This is a genomic window from Paraburkholderia edwinii, assembly GCF_019428685.1.
Classification (GTDB): Bacteria; Pseudomonadota; Gammaproteobacteria; order Burkholderiales; family Burkholderiaceae; genus Paraburkholderia; species Paraburkholderia edwinii.
The window spans coordinates 850,005-863,754 of sequence record NZ_CP080096.1; the positions used below are offsets into that span (position 1 = coordinate 850,005).

The window sequence follows — 13,750 nt, forward strand, 5'->3', positions numbered from 1 at the left end:
TCGGATAGGATCGCATCGCTTCGCGCGTCACGCGTACCGATCAGTAACACGGGGTGTAGCCTTTGGCGCGACCTCATTTCTCACAAAGAACACCAACCATGCAAGTGAATAGACTCGCAAGAGCAGGTGCGCACTTTCTTGTTTGGTCAGCGTTGGCAATTTCGCTGCCTGCTTTCGCAGCGGATCGTGTGATTGTGCTAAAAACGATCGCCGATGCAAACGCGGGAACGAAGACACCCGTCGATCTGGGCGAACACGGGCCATCGCAAGGCGATATTTTTGTTTTCGATCAGCCGTTACTGAATGAGCAGCACAAAGCGATCGGCAACAATGCCGGATTCTGCATCACGGTGCGGCCGGGTGCTTTCTCGCAATGCCAATGGACCTTGCAGCTGGGCGACGGAACGATCACGGTGGGTGGGCAGGAGGCCGCGTCGGGACCATCGACGCTTCCCGTAATAGGCACCACAGGCGCCTATCAGCAATACAACGGGGTGTTAGTCACCAAACCGCTGCCGGACGGCACGTTCAGCCAGGTTATTACGCTGCGCCGCATCGCCCGATAATTCTTGCGAGGCGGCGCTTTGATGACCAACGATTCGGTGACCACGATGCGGTAACCAACGATTCGCTTAAAACGAAGGGCGCACAACCGATAGCGAATAGCGACCCAAGTTCATTTCCGCCATCTGATGCGGCAGCAGCCCAGTCCGTTTAGCGTCGTTGATCGAAGCTTGCGTCTGATCGACTCGATTTGAGTATCGATAGGTCATCTGATCCTGGGTGATACTCGCCCTCACGTCGTCATTGATCGAGGGCGGCGTCGACTGTGCGAACGCGAAGGCGGACGGAATGGCGATCAGGCCTGCTACGACGAACTGGGCGATTTTCATGTCTTTCTCTCCAGGGAACGTGTCGCGCACCTCAAGTGCGCATCCGATGACTTAGTGTAGACCTGCACGTGCCGGAAAATCAGTCTCAATAGCGAGATTCATTGTTGCAGGTCGCCGTACGCGATCAGATCGACACCACGCCCTGTCGACAAGCCGATTGCAGAATGGCACGTTGTTTAAGAGGACCAACCGTCAATCGCCATCACCTGTTCCGCAGCAAACATAAAGTTCGCTGTGGTGGACAGATATGCGCGGCCCAACGCAATCGCGCGTTCACGAATTCATTGCGTACCACGCAGGTTACGGCGTTCGTGCGAACTCGCGTGACCCTACGCGTATCCGTCTCTTCCCATTCAATACCTTTTGCCGAACACGAGGCGAGCAAACTCGTCATGCGGTGAATTTTCATCTGCGGAATAGCGGCGCGGCGACAGGTGTTTTTGTCGCTGATTGCCAGTAAGCCGGTCTAGCACTGAGGAGGAAGACGTCATTCTTGCGGCGGACCGATCCCGCGTGCCCACGGAGTTCAAAGCTTATGGATCAAACAGAGCAACTGCACGTTTCTCCGAATCCGAAGATCGACCCCGGGCTCGCGGCGCTAGTCGTGATTGCCGGCTTTCATGGGCTCGCGGCGGAAGCGGAACAGCTTCGACACGCGGCGGGCGGGAAGTCGGCGCAGTTCGACGACCGCGACCTCGTGCTATCGGCGCGTTCGCTTGGACTCAAGACACGCAAAGTTCGCGTAACCGCGGACCGGTTCGCAAAGACGCCGCTCCCCGCGCTCGCACTTGATAAGGACGGCCGGCATTTCATCCTTGCGGGCTGCGATGGCGAAAAGGCGCTGATACTTGAAGCCGGCGCGAACGCCGTGACCATGAGCATGCCCGCCGCGGTCTTTGCGCGCTGCGATGGCGAACTGCTGGTCTTCGCGTCGCGCGCGTCGCTCGCGGGCGAGATGGCGCGCTTCGATTTCTCGTGGTTCATTCCCGCGGTCGTCAAGTATCGGCGTCTATTGCTTGAAGTGCTGATCGTTTCGGCCGTGCTGCAACTGTTCGGGCTGGTCTGGCCGCTGATGTTCCAGGTGGTGATGGACAAGGTGCTCACGAACCGCGCCTTCAACACGTTGAACATCGTGTGCATCGCCTTGCTTGTCAGCTCGGTGTTCGAGGTGCTGCTGACCGCGCTGCGCAACTATGTGTTCTCTCATACGGCCAATCGCATCGACGTCGAACTCGGTGCGAGGCTGTTCCGGCATCTGCTTGCGTTGCCGCTTGCGTATTTCGCCGTGCGGCGTGTCGGCGATACGGTCGCCCGCGTGCGCGAACTCGAAAACATTCGCAACTTTCTCACGGGACAGGCGCTCACCGCGGTCATCGACCTGTTCTTTTCGGTCATGTTTCTCGGCGTCATGTTTGTCTATAGCGTGCCGCTTACGCTGATCGTTGTCTTGTCGCTGCCTGTCTACGCGGTCATCTCGATGACGTTCAACCCGCTGCTGCGGGCACGTCTTGACGAGAAATTCGCGCGCGGCGCGGATAGCCAGGCGTTTCTCGTAGAGACCGTATCGGGTGCCGAAACCGTCAAGGCGATGGCCGTGGAGCCGCAATTCACACGCCGTTGGGATAATCAGCTCGCGGCCTATGTGGCGGCCGGATTTCGCGTCAGCACACTCGGCAATATCGGACAGCAGTTGATCCAGTTCATCGGCAAGCTCGTGAATCTGCTGTTGCTGTTTTTCGGCGCCCGGCTCGTCATAGAAGGCAAGCTGTCGGTCGGCGAACTCGTTGCGTTCAATATGATGTCGGAGCGCGTTGTCGCGCCCGTGTTGCGGCTCGCCCAGCTTTGGCAGGACTTTCAGCAGATCGGCATTTCGATGGCGCGCCTCGGCGACGTGCTCAACACGCGCACCGAGCTCCCGCAAAGCCGTCAGGCCTTGCCGGCAATCAAAGGGCACATCAGCTTTCAAGACGTGCGATTCCGCTATCGGCCCGACGGCACGCCGGTGCTCCACGATATCTCGCTCGAGATTCGCGCGGGCGAGGTGGTCGGTATCGTAGGCCGCTCGGGCTCGGGCAAGAGCACGCTGACCAAGCTGCTGCAGCGCCTGTATTTGCCCGAGGCGGGTCAGGTGCGCATTGACGGCATCGACCTCGCGCTTGTCGATCCTGCCTGGCTGCGCCGCCAGATCGGCGTCGTGCTGCAGGAGAATCTGCTCTTCAATCGCTCGATTCGCGAGAACATCGCCGTGACCGATCCCGGCGCATCGCTCGATCGCGTCATGGTTGCGGCCCGGCTCGCGGGTGCGCACGGGTTTATCTCCGAGATGCCTGAGGGCTATGACACGGTGGTCGGCGAGCACGGTGCGAACCTGTCGGGCGGGCAGCGCCAGCGCATCGCGATTGCGCGCGCGCTGATGACCGACCCGCGCATCCTGATCTTCGACGAAGCCACCAGCGCGCTCGACTTCGAGACCGAGCACATCATCCAGCAGAACATGCGCGCGATCTGCGAGGGCCGCACCGTGATCATCATCGCGCACCGTCTTTCGTCGGTCAGGCGTGCCGATCATATCGTCGCGATGGATCGCGGCCGCATCGTCGAGCGCGGCGGGCATGACGAATTGCTCGCGCGGGGCGGCTATTACGCCCATCTGGTTGCGCTGCAAAACGCGTGAGGCGGCGGATCCGATCATGAACCTCATCCGATTGCAGGCGTTTGGCGACTTGTTGCGAAGCTATGGCGCGGTGTTTCGCGCCGCGTGGTCGATGCGCGCACAGCTCGATGGCGAGTCGAGGCTTTCGCACGAGCGGGAGTTTCTGCCCGCCAATCTCGAACTCGTTGAAACACCTGTGCATCCGGCGCCGCGCTGGACGATGCGCATTCTGGTCGCGCTCGCGGCGCTGGCGCTGCTGCTCGCCGTGTTCGGCCGGCTCGATATCGTCGCGGTGGCCGAAGGCAAGCTGATTCCGGACGAGCGCGTAAAGATCATTCAGCCTGCGATCACAGGTGTCGTGCGCCGCATCCTCGTCGAAGACGGGCAACGCGTGGAGGCCGGGCAACTGCTGATGCAGCTCGATGCGACCCAGGCTGCCGCTGATTCCGATAATGCACGGACTGCGCGCATCGACGCGGCGCTTGCCGCCGCGCGTTCGCGCGCGTTGCTCGATGCGCAAAGCAGCGGGCATGCGCCGGTTGTGGCGGGCGTCGATGGCGCTTCGCCCGCGCAGCAGGCGGAGACGCAACATTTCGCCGAGGGTTTGTACCGCGAATATGAGGACAAGCTCAACGCATCGCAGGCCGAGCTACGCAAACGCGAAGCCGAGCTCGAGACCACGCGTGTCGAAATCGGCAAGCTCGCCGCAACCGCGCCGCTCGCGCGCCAGCAAGCCGACGAATATCGCGCGCTCGCCACGGATAAATACGTCGCGCAAGCCGACTATCTGACAAAGGAGCAGGCCGCGCTCGGCCAGGAACACGATCTCGCGGCGCGCGCGAGCAGCTCGCATGAGTTGATGGCCGCCGTGGAAGAGCAGCGCGCCGATATCGCCGCGACGATGTCCGCATTTCGCAGCAAGCAGCTCGATGCGCTCGACAAGGCGACGCAGCAGTACCGGCAAAGCCGCAACGACGAAACCAAAGCGGACACGCGCCAGCAGCTCCTAAGCCTGACCGCGCCTGTCGCCGGCACGGTGCAGCAACTCACGGTCCACACGTTGGGCGGTGTCGCGACCGCGGCCCAGGCGGTCATGGAAATCGTGCCGGACAACACACTCGAAGTCGAGGCCAACATCGAGAACAAGGACATTGGATTCGTACGGCCCGGACAAACCGCGCTGGTGAAGGTCAAGGCGTTCCCGTATACGACGTTCGGCTATCTGAAAGGGACGGTCGTGGCGGTTTCGAACGATGCGGTTCAGGACAGGAAGCACGGCCTCATGTTCGTGACGCGCGTGCGTTTGCCGACCAACCGGATTCGCGCGAACGGCGCCTGGGTTCATCTGACGCCCGGTATGGAAGTGACCGCCGAGATTCAAACCGGCAAGCGGAGTGTCGCGCGGTATTTCCTCGACCCCATCGTCCAGTCGGGCGAGGAGAGCTTGCGTGAACGTTAGAACCGTGTCGCGCAGGTCGGGGCGACGTTGGGGTGTGGTCGCGTTATGCCTATGGTGCGGATCGCCCGCCGCATGGGCCTTCGATCCGCTCCTGACCGGCTCGGCGGTGCCTGCGACAGCCGCCGCGAACATGCTCGGCGACGGGTCCGCAAGCGTCTGCGTGTTCGGCGCGCTGCCGAGTCCGTTGCCCTTGCAGGATGCCGTCGAGCGCGCGTTGTGCAGTAATCCGAGAACGCGCGAGGCGTGGGCGCAAGTCAAAGTCGAGGCCGCGCGTGTCGGGCAGGGCCGCGCCGCTTATTTGCCGAACATCAGCGCGAGCTGGCAGGGCGTGCGCGACGATCAGAAGACCGATATCGACAACCTGCCGCAATTCAACTCGAATTTCCGCAATTTTCTGCGGACCGAAAGCGTGTCGCTGAGCTGGGTGCTCTATGACTTCGGCGGGCGCGAGGCGGCGCTGAAGAGCGCGACGGAGCTGCTCGCAGCCGCGCAGGCAAACCAGCAGGCGGTGCTCGATGCGGCCTTTGCGAAAGTTGCGAAAGACTACTACGCGGCGCAGGCCGCGCAAGGCGCGCTCGCCGCCGCGCAGCAGATCGAGCAGACTGCGAACGACAGCGTGCAGGCTGCGACGGCGCGCACGAACCGCGGTGTTGCGCCGATTACCGATCAGCTGCAGGCGCAGACCCAGTATGCGCAGGCAGTCGTCAGTCTGACGAAGGCGGAGGGTGACCGGCAGGACGCGCTCGGTGTGCTGGCGAACGATATGAACCTCGATCCGAACGCGCCGATCACCCTGCCGGAGGTTGGAGAGGGCGTCAAACCCGATCAGGCGTTCAGCGGATCGATTGCCGATCTGATCGACGAAGCGAAGCGCACGCATCCAAACGTGCGCGCCGCCGAGGCGCGCGTCGAAGCCGCTCTCGCCAAGATCAGACAGACACGTGCCGAAGGTCTGCCGAGTGTGAGCCTCGTCGCGAAGTACAGCCGGAACAATGAGCCGACCACCTTCGAAATCGGACAGCCGCAACTGCCGACGACGGGCAGCGAATGGTACGTGGGCTTTCAGGTGACGATCCCGATCTTTACGGGCTTCCTGAAGACGTATCAGATGCGTGAACAACAGGCGAAAGCGGAACTCGAGAGCGACACGCTCGACGAAACGCGGCAGCAGGTCGGCCTCGATGTCTGGACCAGTTACGAGGCGCTACAGACGGCGACACACAACCTCGATAACAGCGCGATGCTGCTCGATATCTCGAACCGCTCGTACGCAGCGGCCGAGCATCGCTACACGGTGGGCGTGGGCAGCATCCTCGAACTGCTCAATGCGCAGTCCGCGCTTGCGGGTGCGAAACGGCAGCGCATCGAGGCGCTGACCGACTGGCGTTCCGCGCGGCTGCAACTGGCCGCCAAGCTCGGCGAAATCGGCATGTGGAGTTTGCCGGGCGAATGAGCCGCGATATGCGAATACACATTTCGCTTACGATGCGTTTTTTCGTATTCAAGGAAATGCGAATATAGCTTCGCATTTCCTTGAATAATAATTGCATGTCGAATTAAATGTTGCGGACAAGAAAGCTGGTAATAAATGAATTGATCCGGATAACACTTTTCCCTGGCATTGTTTTTAATTGGTGCGCGGGAATATCGGTCTGAGCACGGGTGTTTGAGTATCGATCGCGCTTAAGGGGTGGCGGCCGCCCGCATCGGACGAAACGACCTGATTGCGTGATTATTTCCGGGATATTTCCTGTGCCGATTATCGAACACAGTTGCGAATATTCTCGATGTGTCATTCCTTTCATTCTGGAGCGCAAGATGAACGAACCGACAACAAACGTACTTCAAAGCCTCGCTACGGCTTCGACAAAGCCCGAACAGATTATCAACAACGCTGACGGCACCTCGACCGTGCTGCTTCCGCAAGGCACGGCAGCCGAGTCGGACCCGGTCATTCGGGAATTTTCGGGTTCCAACGGTACGGGAACGTTGCTCGAGCAGGTCGTCAACTTCAAGGGCGGCGGCTCCAATGTATACATCGCTGATCCGACGCTCCTCGCGCAGATTGGCCAGATCGGCACACTGTTCGGCGTCGGCCCGGTCGGAGACGATATTGCGTCGATCGACCTCAAGACCACTGGTGCGAACGGACAAGGTACCTTGACGTCGGGCACCGCCACGACGAAAGACGGCGACACTTACCAGTTTGAAACGACTGGCCTGCCGGCAGGCGAAGTTTTATCGGTGAAGGACTTTACCGGGCCGGGCGTGTCGGGCCGGGTCGAGGAGACGATTAACGTGTTCGGCGATGGCCGCATCCAGTTCAATATGATCAACGGGAGCGGCTCTCCGGACGGCGTCATCGCGACTCAGGAAAATTTCAATGAGCTGGGCCAATTGGGGAGTGTGCGAACCCAGTTAGCGAACGGCAACGTATTGGTCGACACGCTCAACTACGACGCGAGCGGCAAGGAGATCTCCCAGACCGTTAGGACGTTCAATGCGCAAAACCAGGTCGTATCGACCGTGACCTCGGCGCCGAGCGGTCCGACGCCGCCGATGATTGGTGGGCAGGCGGTGGTCCAGTCGATCGTTATGGCGCTGTCGTCGCTCAATATACCGGTGCCCGGCAGCGCCGTCGCCGCGGCCCCTATTCCGCCGCAAAAGGTGACGCTCGCCGCGAGCGCACATTGACCATCGACATGGCGGAAGTCTGATCGCTTTCGATAGCAGGAGGCGGGGCGGTGTTCGCACTCGCACGGTATCGTGCGTCGGCGCGCATCGCACCGCCGCCCTGATGCGCCGCCTTGATGGACGGTCCGGGCGGTGCGCCGCGCGCCTTCACGCGAAGAAGAACGAAGAAACGATAGACACCAGGCAGTGAGCAGTGAAGGGCGCTCACTTGTCCGCGCTTTGCAACTGCGCGAGCGTCGGATAGTCGGTGTAGCCCTGCGCCGTGCCGCCATAGAAGGTCGTGTGATCGGCTTCGTTGAGCGGTTCATTGCGCTCGAACCTTGAAATGAAGTCAGGATTCGCCAGCGCCCATCTGCCGATCGCGATCATGTCCGCTAGTCCCGATTCGATATCCGCCGCAAGATTCCCGATGATCCGTTCGGCGCGCAACAGCATCAGCGGTTTCGACCAGGCCTCGCGGATTTCCTGAAGCAGCGCTTCGATCTTCGGCTCGGCAAACACATGCAGATACGCGAGCTTCATTGCGTTGAGTTCGCGCACGAAATAGCGATAGAGGTCGGCGTTCTCGTCGCCTTCAATCAGTCCGCCTACGTGCCTTAATGGAGAAAGGCGAATAGCGGTTCGGTCGGGACCAATCTCGTCAGCTACCGCCTCGGCAACTTCAATCGCGAAACGCGCGCGCCTTTTATATGAGCCGCCGTATTCGTCGTTGCGCTGGTTCGCATTCGCCGCAAAAAACTGATGCAGCAGGTAGCCGTGCCCGCCATGCAATTCGACGCCATCGGCACCGGCCTCGATCGCATAGGCGGCAGCGCGGCGAAAGTCCTTCACGGTGGTCCTGATGTCTTCGACACTCATGGCGCGCGGCGCCGGCATCGGCTGCATGCCGTTGACGGTGTACATCTTCTCGCCCGATGCGATCGCCGACGGTGCGAGTGCCTGCCGATGATGCGGCGTATTGTCCGGATGCGACATGCGGCCCGCGTGCATCAACTGAATGAACATCACCGCGCCGGCGCGATTCACCGCTGACGTGACCGCCCGCCAGCCTTTCGCCTGGGCCGTGTTGTGAATGCCCGGCGTGGTCAGATAGCCTTGACCGTCTTCGGACGGTTGCGTGCCTTCGGAAATGAGTAAGCCGAGCGACGCGCGCTGCGCGTAGTATTCGGCTGCAAGCGGACCGGGCGTGCCGTCCGCGTTAGCGCGGCTGCGCGTCATCGGGGCCATCGCAAAGCGATGCGGAAGCTGAAGTTTGCCGATCCTGATCGGATCCCATAGCGTAGTCATCGTGTCTCTTCCTTAGGTATCCGTGAGACCCATACCCGATACGCGTCGGCGTACGGGCACGTACTCAGTGGTGAAAGATCACCGTCGACGGCAGCAGTCGAAGGCTTGGGAAAAGCATATCGATTGAGCGTTCGATGACTAGACAGGGAAACGGGATGGATCGTCCTGATTTCCAAACCATCGGCAATTGGCATCCAGATAGTTGGACGCACCGTCCGGATGGTCTTGCGAGTTGGGGAAGATTTCGAGCTACCCGTTGACCATCTGGATCAGGACTTTGCCGAAGAGGCACGGCAGCAGGCATGGTGACCTGGGAGCGACGCGGAGCCTCCCCAAGTACCGGTAATCACTGTCCGGGCCGGACTGCAATCCAACAATAAACAGTTATGGGATGAACTATTGGGCCATGCTCAATAAAGAACCTGGACGACGCAGCCCGGTGGCATGAGTCAATCCGATCTCATGTTGATGAACGGACCTAGCGCTCCTGCTGGTTGCCGGTGCGCGACGTGTCAGAGCTTTCACCACTTTGGCGAAGGCTTTCTTTGCGCCACTGTGCGGGAGTCGTTCCGATATGCCGCTTGAAGATCCGTTGGAAAGCCGCCTCCGATCGATAGCCGACTGCTTCGCCAATGGCGCCGATGGATGCAGTCGAGTCCTTGAGTGCGTTGGCGGCCATCGTCATTCGGATTTCCAGCAAGAGGTCGCTAGCTGAACGGCCAAGCCTCACTTTGAAATGGCGGGCGATCGTCGCGGGAGACATTCCGCAAAGTCGTGCGAGGTCAGATACAGTCCAGGATCGCTGCGGTTCCCGAAACATCGCCGCTAACGCAGGGGCCAGAGTCGATGCGGCCGTGGAGCACCATCATGTCAGCAAGGCCATGGGTTTGACAGCCGGATCGGACCTCCTTCCATACTTCGTATTCGACCTACGTCGGCACCAGCTCAACCAATGGTTTATCCTTTTCGACGATAAACGTGGCAACGATCGTCGATTTTTCGGAACCATTGCGCACGCTATGCGGCGTCTTAGCCGGGATTTGATAGCCGTCACCCGCTTTGACGACGAGGTCAGGTTTGCCCTCTATGGACAAAGTAATGTTGCCTGAAGCCAAATAGCTCGATTCGAGGCCCGGATGCATATGTCGCGGGACGTGCTCTCCCGGAGCGAGGTCCAACTTAACAAGGATGCAAGCGTACTTGTCTCCGGGGTATTCGGTCTTCGCCAGGAACTTGAGCGCTTGCTCTGGTGACTTCTGCGCACGAGCGCGGCGCTGAGTTAAAGCTAAACCAACTGTCGCGCAAAGTGCGCCAGACACGAAACCACGTCTACTCAACATCGTTACACTCCTATGAAGTGGGTCGTAATCGGTCGTCGACCTCATGCCCCACCTGAGCCTTTTCAATTTCCTTGCAGGAGTCGAGTGTTAGCGCTCGATGCGCTGGTGCCCAGGTTGATTCAACATTTCTATTCGTTCCTCGATTTCGCAGAAGTAATTGCATCCGCGTTCAGCGCCGTTCCACTTCTGTTTTGGCACCAACGTATTGGAGCGCCTGAAAGTATCTGGCTTGTGTCGGAAGCGCATTCAAATGCAATTTTGTGTATCGGTTCGACCCCGCAGATACATTGACGAACAAAATGAGCCTCTATGCATTTGCCCTACCGCTTCGCCTGTACTGCCCCGACGCGTCGTGGCCGTAACCTATAATGTGATTTTTACAAAGTTACAAAACTACTGGGATACACGTCACCAGAAAAACACGTCACCAGAAGCCACATCGCGCTGCAGCGAAACCGTGCGCTAGAAATTCGACCGCACGGCGGCAAGCACTCGGTCGACTGGAGCAAGAACCTTGGTGACGTCGGACGGGGGCACGATCTGTACGCCCCAGCTGTGCAATGCACAAAGAGAGGTCTGCGCGCGCGGGTGGTCGAACAAGGGTTGATTCAACGACGGTGCGACAATCACAGGTGTTCGCCGTCCGATCGCTTCAGCTACGACCGACATCGCCAGGTTGTCGGCGATGCCTTGCGCTAGCTTATTTAGCGAATTGAATGTGCATGGTGCGACTAGCACAAGGCCTGACTTCGGTCGCGGACTAATCGATTCGTCGAAGTAAGATTCGACGAACTTCACTGTCGGAACCTCTGCGAGATTCAGTGGGCAGACTACGCGGGATGCGTTCGGCGTCGGTATAGCGATCACCCTCGCAAAGCCCATTGCAACCAGTCCGCGTAATAGATCGTGGCCATATGACGCACTTTTTGCGCCGGTGACGATCAGGTATGCAACAGATCCCTCTTGAGGACTGGCAGTTGTCGCGTTGGCTGGTATGACCGCTTCAGAAGTGACGCCTTCGTCCGTTTGCAAGGAATCGTTGCCCCACATTTTTTGTACCTGCAATTGGGTTGCGGACGACGCTGGCTTAGGTAACCTCGAGGTTCACAACCACTAGCAGGGAAGAATGCGTTTATCACCGGCCTGATAAACGCTATCGCCAGCGTAGCGAAATCCGTCAGCCGGCCGTCCATGCCAAGCCGGTGAAGCAAGCGCGATACTCACATGCTGAGGCGCGGGCTTTGCCGGCATGTGACCAAGGCACCCGTGGTGCCGATCCTTATGGACGAAACAGCCGTTGTATCGACAATATTCCACTAAATCAATAATTTCCCCAGCTTTTTACCATGCCAAATATCGGTATTAATGCATTTTAACGGTTACTATCTGGTTGATCGGCCTGGGACATTGCGGTGTTCTCACGTGACTCGTACGCCGTAGCCGCGACGCTCCGGCGGGCTAACGGTAGTTCACGAAGTTAATGATGTCGTTGAGGAACCACGGCAGAATCAATTGCGTATCGGGGTAGCTCGTGCCGACAGTGAGCCTCGGTGGCTTTGACACGGCGTTAGCAGGCATCGCTGCGTTGGGTGCGTGCAGCATGTAGGCGTTTGTGTTGATCGCACCCGGCGAGGTGGTCTGATGGGTCGCGGGCGGCGGCGGCCATGTCGAGGCGCAGCCGCTGATAAGCACGACGAATACCGCTGCCGCGCAGCCCGCAGGCACTAGAGTTGAAGGCTTCATGCCTGCCACGATTGTGTCGGCGCCGATCGTCGTTGTCCTTTAAACCACTAGGCTCCGATCTTATAAGGGCGGGTCATGATCTCGAGAAAATGACCATCGGGATCGTCGAAATAGAGGCCCCGGCCACCGTTGTGCTGATAGGTTTCGCCGACACGCTGTTTGCTGGGATCGGCCCAATACTGAAGCCCTCTATCGCGAATGCGCGCAAAGGCGCGGTCGAATTCGTCCTCGCTGACCAGAAACGCGTAATGCTGCATGGAAATCGCACCGTCGCGTTCGAAGAAATCTAGCGAGACGCCGTTGTCGAGTTGAACGACCAGCATGGGTCCGAACTCGAGGGGTTCCGGAAGCTCGAGGATGTCCATCAGGAATCTTGTCGACTTCCGCTTATCGCTGCACCAGACAATCGTGTGATTTAGCTGGACGCTCATGTTGTGACCCTCACTGAATGTGGCCTGAGACCTGTCTCTCCATCATTCAACATAGCCGACGCCTGAAGGCATTCAAGGTAAATCCGGCTTCCGTCCAGATTCCTGGATGAAGCGTTCAACGCGCGCGCGGAATCTACGGAGCCGCGCATCTGTTCTTGTCACGTGACTGTTCCGCAGTCCAGACCAGCGAATCGTGCTGCAGCGCGTGGTTGCGCTGCGGAAGCAGCGCTTGAATAGCTCATATGTTTTCACGGGAGAAACTCCTCATGACCCAGTCTTCCCCGCGCATTGGCATCATCGGCAGTGGCGCGATCGGCGGCTACTTCGGCTATCACCTCGCGCGCGCGGGCTTCGACGTCCATTTCCTGCTGCGTAGCGAGTACGAAGCCATCACGCGCGATGGGCTCGTGCTTCGCGGCAAACGATTCGCGGACGCCAAACCGATTTCCGTCAAGACTTACCGCAGCATCGACGATATGCCGCAATGCGACTGGCTTTTGCTCGGCGCCAAAGCGACGAGCAACGCCGAACTTGCGCCGATACTCGCTCGCGCCGCAGCGCCGGGCGCCAAGGTGATATGCCTGCAGAACGGACTCGGCGTAGAGGACACGCTGCGCACAATGCTGCCGCCGTCTTTGCACCTGATTGGCGGTCTGTGCTGGCTCGCTGTGTACCGCGAGGCCCCTGGCGTGGTCAGGCATATTGCGCTGAACGACTTGCATCTCGGCTATCACTCGGGTCCGCAGGACGATCGCGCCTCGCCGCAGCAGATGCTTGAAGAGGGCGTTGCGATGTTCAACGCAAGCGGAATCAAGGCCATTTCAATTGCGGATCTCACCGAGGCACGCTGGCGGAAACTGGTCTGGAACGTGCCTTTCAACGGCGTGGCAGCACTACTCGAGGCCGGTACGAGCTTGCTGACTGGCAATCCCGATAGCCGCAAGCTGGTCCTGACTCTAATGCACGAAGTGCTGCAAGGCGCACGGGCGTGTGGGTATCCGTTTCCCGAGGATATGCCGCAACAGTTGATCGACATGACAAGGTCCTTCGACGACTATCTGCCGAGCATGTACTTCGACCGTGTGCTGCATCGGCCAATGGAACTCGATGCAATGTACGGAGCGCCCATCGATACAGCGCGTGCGGCCGGGTGTTCGCTGCCGGCCATCGACATGATGCATCGGCTGCTGCGCGTGGTGGATGCATCGGCCGTCACTGTATGAGCGGACGACGGATTGCGCTTTCTTGCC

Annotated in this window: 13 protein-coding genes; 6 read left to right on the forward strand and 7 right to left on the reverse strand. The window is 59.5% G+C overall.

What is annotated here, in order from left to right; translation table 11 throughout:
• The first annotated feature begins 98 nt into the window (after positions 1-98).
• Positions 99-566 (forward strand): allene oxide cyclase barrel-like domain-containing protein, encoded by a 468-nt coding sequence (locus tag KZJ38_RS25500; RefSeq protein ID WP_219802566.1) that lies wholly within the window; start codon positions 99-101, stop codon positions 564-566.
• Positions 567-632: 66 nt separating this feature from the next.
• Here KZJ38_RS25500 and KZJ38_RS25505 read toward each other — a convergent pair whose 3' ends face one another.
• Complete coding sequence (locus KZJ38_RS25505) at positions 633-893, reverse strand: hypothetical protein (protein ID WP_219802568.1); 261 nt, start codon at positions 891-893, stop codon at positions 633-635.
• 535 nt (positions 894-1,428) lie between these two features.
• Between KZJ38_RS25505 and KZJ38_RS25510 the strand changes: the two genes are divergently transcribed.
• The 4 genes from KZJ38_RS25510 (at position 1,429) to KZJ38_RS25525 (ending at position 7,699) form a co-directional block, all read left to right on the forward strand.
• Complete coding sequence (locus KZJ38_RS25510) at positions 1,429-3,567, forward strand: type I secretion system permease/ATPase (protein ID WP_219802570.1); 2,139 nt, start codon at positions 1,429-1,431, stop codon at positions 3,565-3,567.
• A 16-nt stretch (positions 3,568-3,583) separates the two neighbouring features.
• Positions 3,584-5,005, forward strand: coding sequence for an HlyD family type I secretion periplasmic adaptor subunit (locus KZJ38_RS25515; protein WP_219802571.1), 1,422 nt, complete (start codon positions 3,584-3,586; stop codon positions 5,003-5,005).
• Positions 4,995-6,458 (forward strand): TolC family protein, encoded by a 1,464-nt coding sequence (locus tag KZJ38_RS25520; RefSeq protein WP_246642001.1) that lies wholly within the window; start codon positions 4,995-4,997, stop codon positions 6,456-6,458. Before KZJ38_RS25515 ends, KZJ38_RS25520 begins: the two co-directional genes overlap by 11 nt.
• A gap of 299 nt (positions 6,459-6,757) precedes the next feature.
• A complete protein-coding gene (locus tag KZJ38_RS25525) occupies positions 6,758-7,699 on the forward strand; it encodes a hypothetical protein (RefSeq protein WP_219802573.1) in 942 nt (313 codons plus the stop codon).
• Between the two features lie 204 nt (positions 7,700-7,903).
• Here KZJ38_RS25525 and KZJ38_RS25530 read toward each other — a convergent pair whose 3' ends face one another.
• The 6 genes from KZJ38_RS25530 to KZJ38_RS25555 form a co-directional block, all read right to left on the reverse strand.
• The gene (locus KZJ38_RS25530; RefSeq protein ID WP_219802575.1) at positions 7,904-8,986 is read right to left on the reverse strand and encodes an alkene reductase; all 1,083 of its coding nucleotides are present in this window, start codon (positions 8,984-8,986) and stop codon (positions 7,904-7,906) included.
• Between the two features lie 478 nt (positions 8,987-9,464).
• A complete protein-coding gene (locus KZJ38_RS25535) occupies positions 9,465-9,749 on the reverse strand; it encodes a helix-turn-helix domain-containing protein (RefSeq protein ID WP_246642002.1) in 285 nt (94 codons plus the stop codon).
• A 166-nt stretch (positions 9,750-9,915) separates the two neighbouring features.
• Positions 9,916-10,326: a cupin domain-containing protein gene (locus tag KZJ38_RS25540; RefSeq protein ID WP_219802579.1), complete on the reverse strand. Its 411-nt coding sequence runs from the start codon at positions 10,324-10,326 to the stop codon at positions 9,916-9,918.
• A gap of 462 nt (positions 10,327-10,788) precedes the next feature.
• Positions 10,789-11,376 carry a flavoprotein gene (locus tag KZJ38_RS25545; RefSeq protein WP_219802580.1) on the reverse strand — a complete coding sequence of 196 codons (588 nt, stop codon included), beginning with the start codon at positions 11,374-11,376 and terminating at the stop codon, positions 10,789-10,791.
• A gap of 408 nt (positions 11,377-11,784) precedes the next feature.
• Positions 11,785-12,069 carry a hypothetical protein gene (locus KZJ38_RS25550; protein WP_246642003.1) on the reverse strand — a complete coding sequence of 95 codons (285 nt, stop codon included), beginning with the start codon at positions 12,067-12,069 and terminating at the stop codon, positions 11,785-11,787.
• 47 nt (positions 12,070-12,116) lie between these two features.
• Positions 12,117-12,500, reverse strand: a complete 384-nt coding sequence (locus tag KZJ38_RS25555; protein WP_219802582.1) for a VOC family protein — start codon at positions 12,498-12,500, stop codon at positions 12,117-12,119.
• A gap of 266 nt (positions 12,501-12,766) precedes the next feature.
• Here KZJ38_RS25555 and KZJ38_RS25560 point away from each other — a divergent pair, with 266 nt between their 5' ends.
• Positions 12,767-13,723 (forward strand): putative 2-dehydropantoate 2-reductase, encoded by a 957-nt coding sequence (locus tag KZJ38_RS25560; protein ID WP_219802584.1) that lies wholly within the window; start codon positions 12,767-12,769, stop codon positions 13,721-13,723.
• Positions 13,724-13,750: the final 27 nt, after the last annotated feature.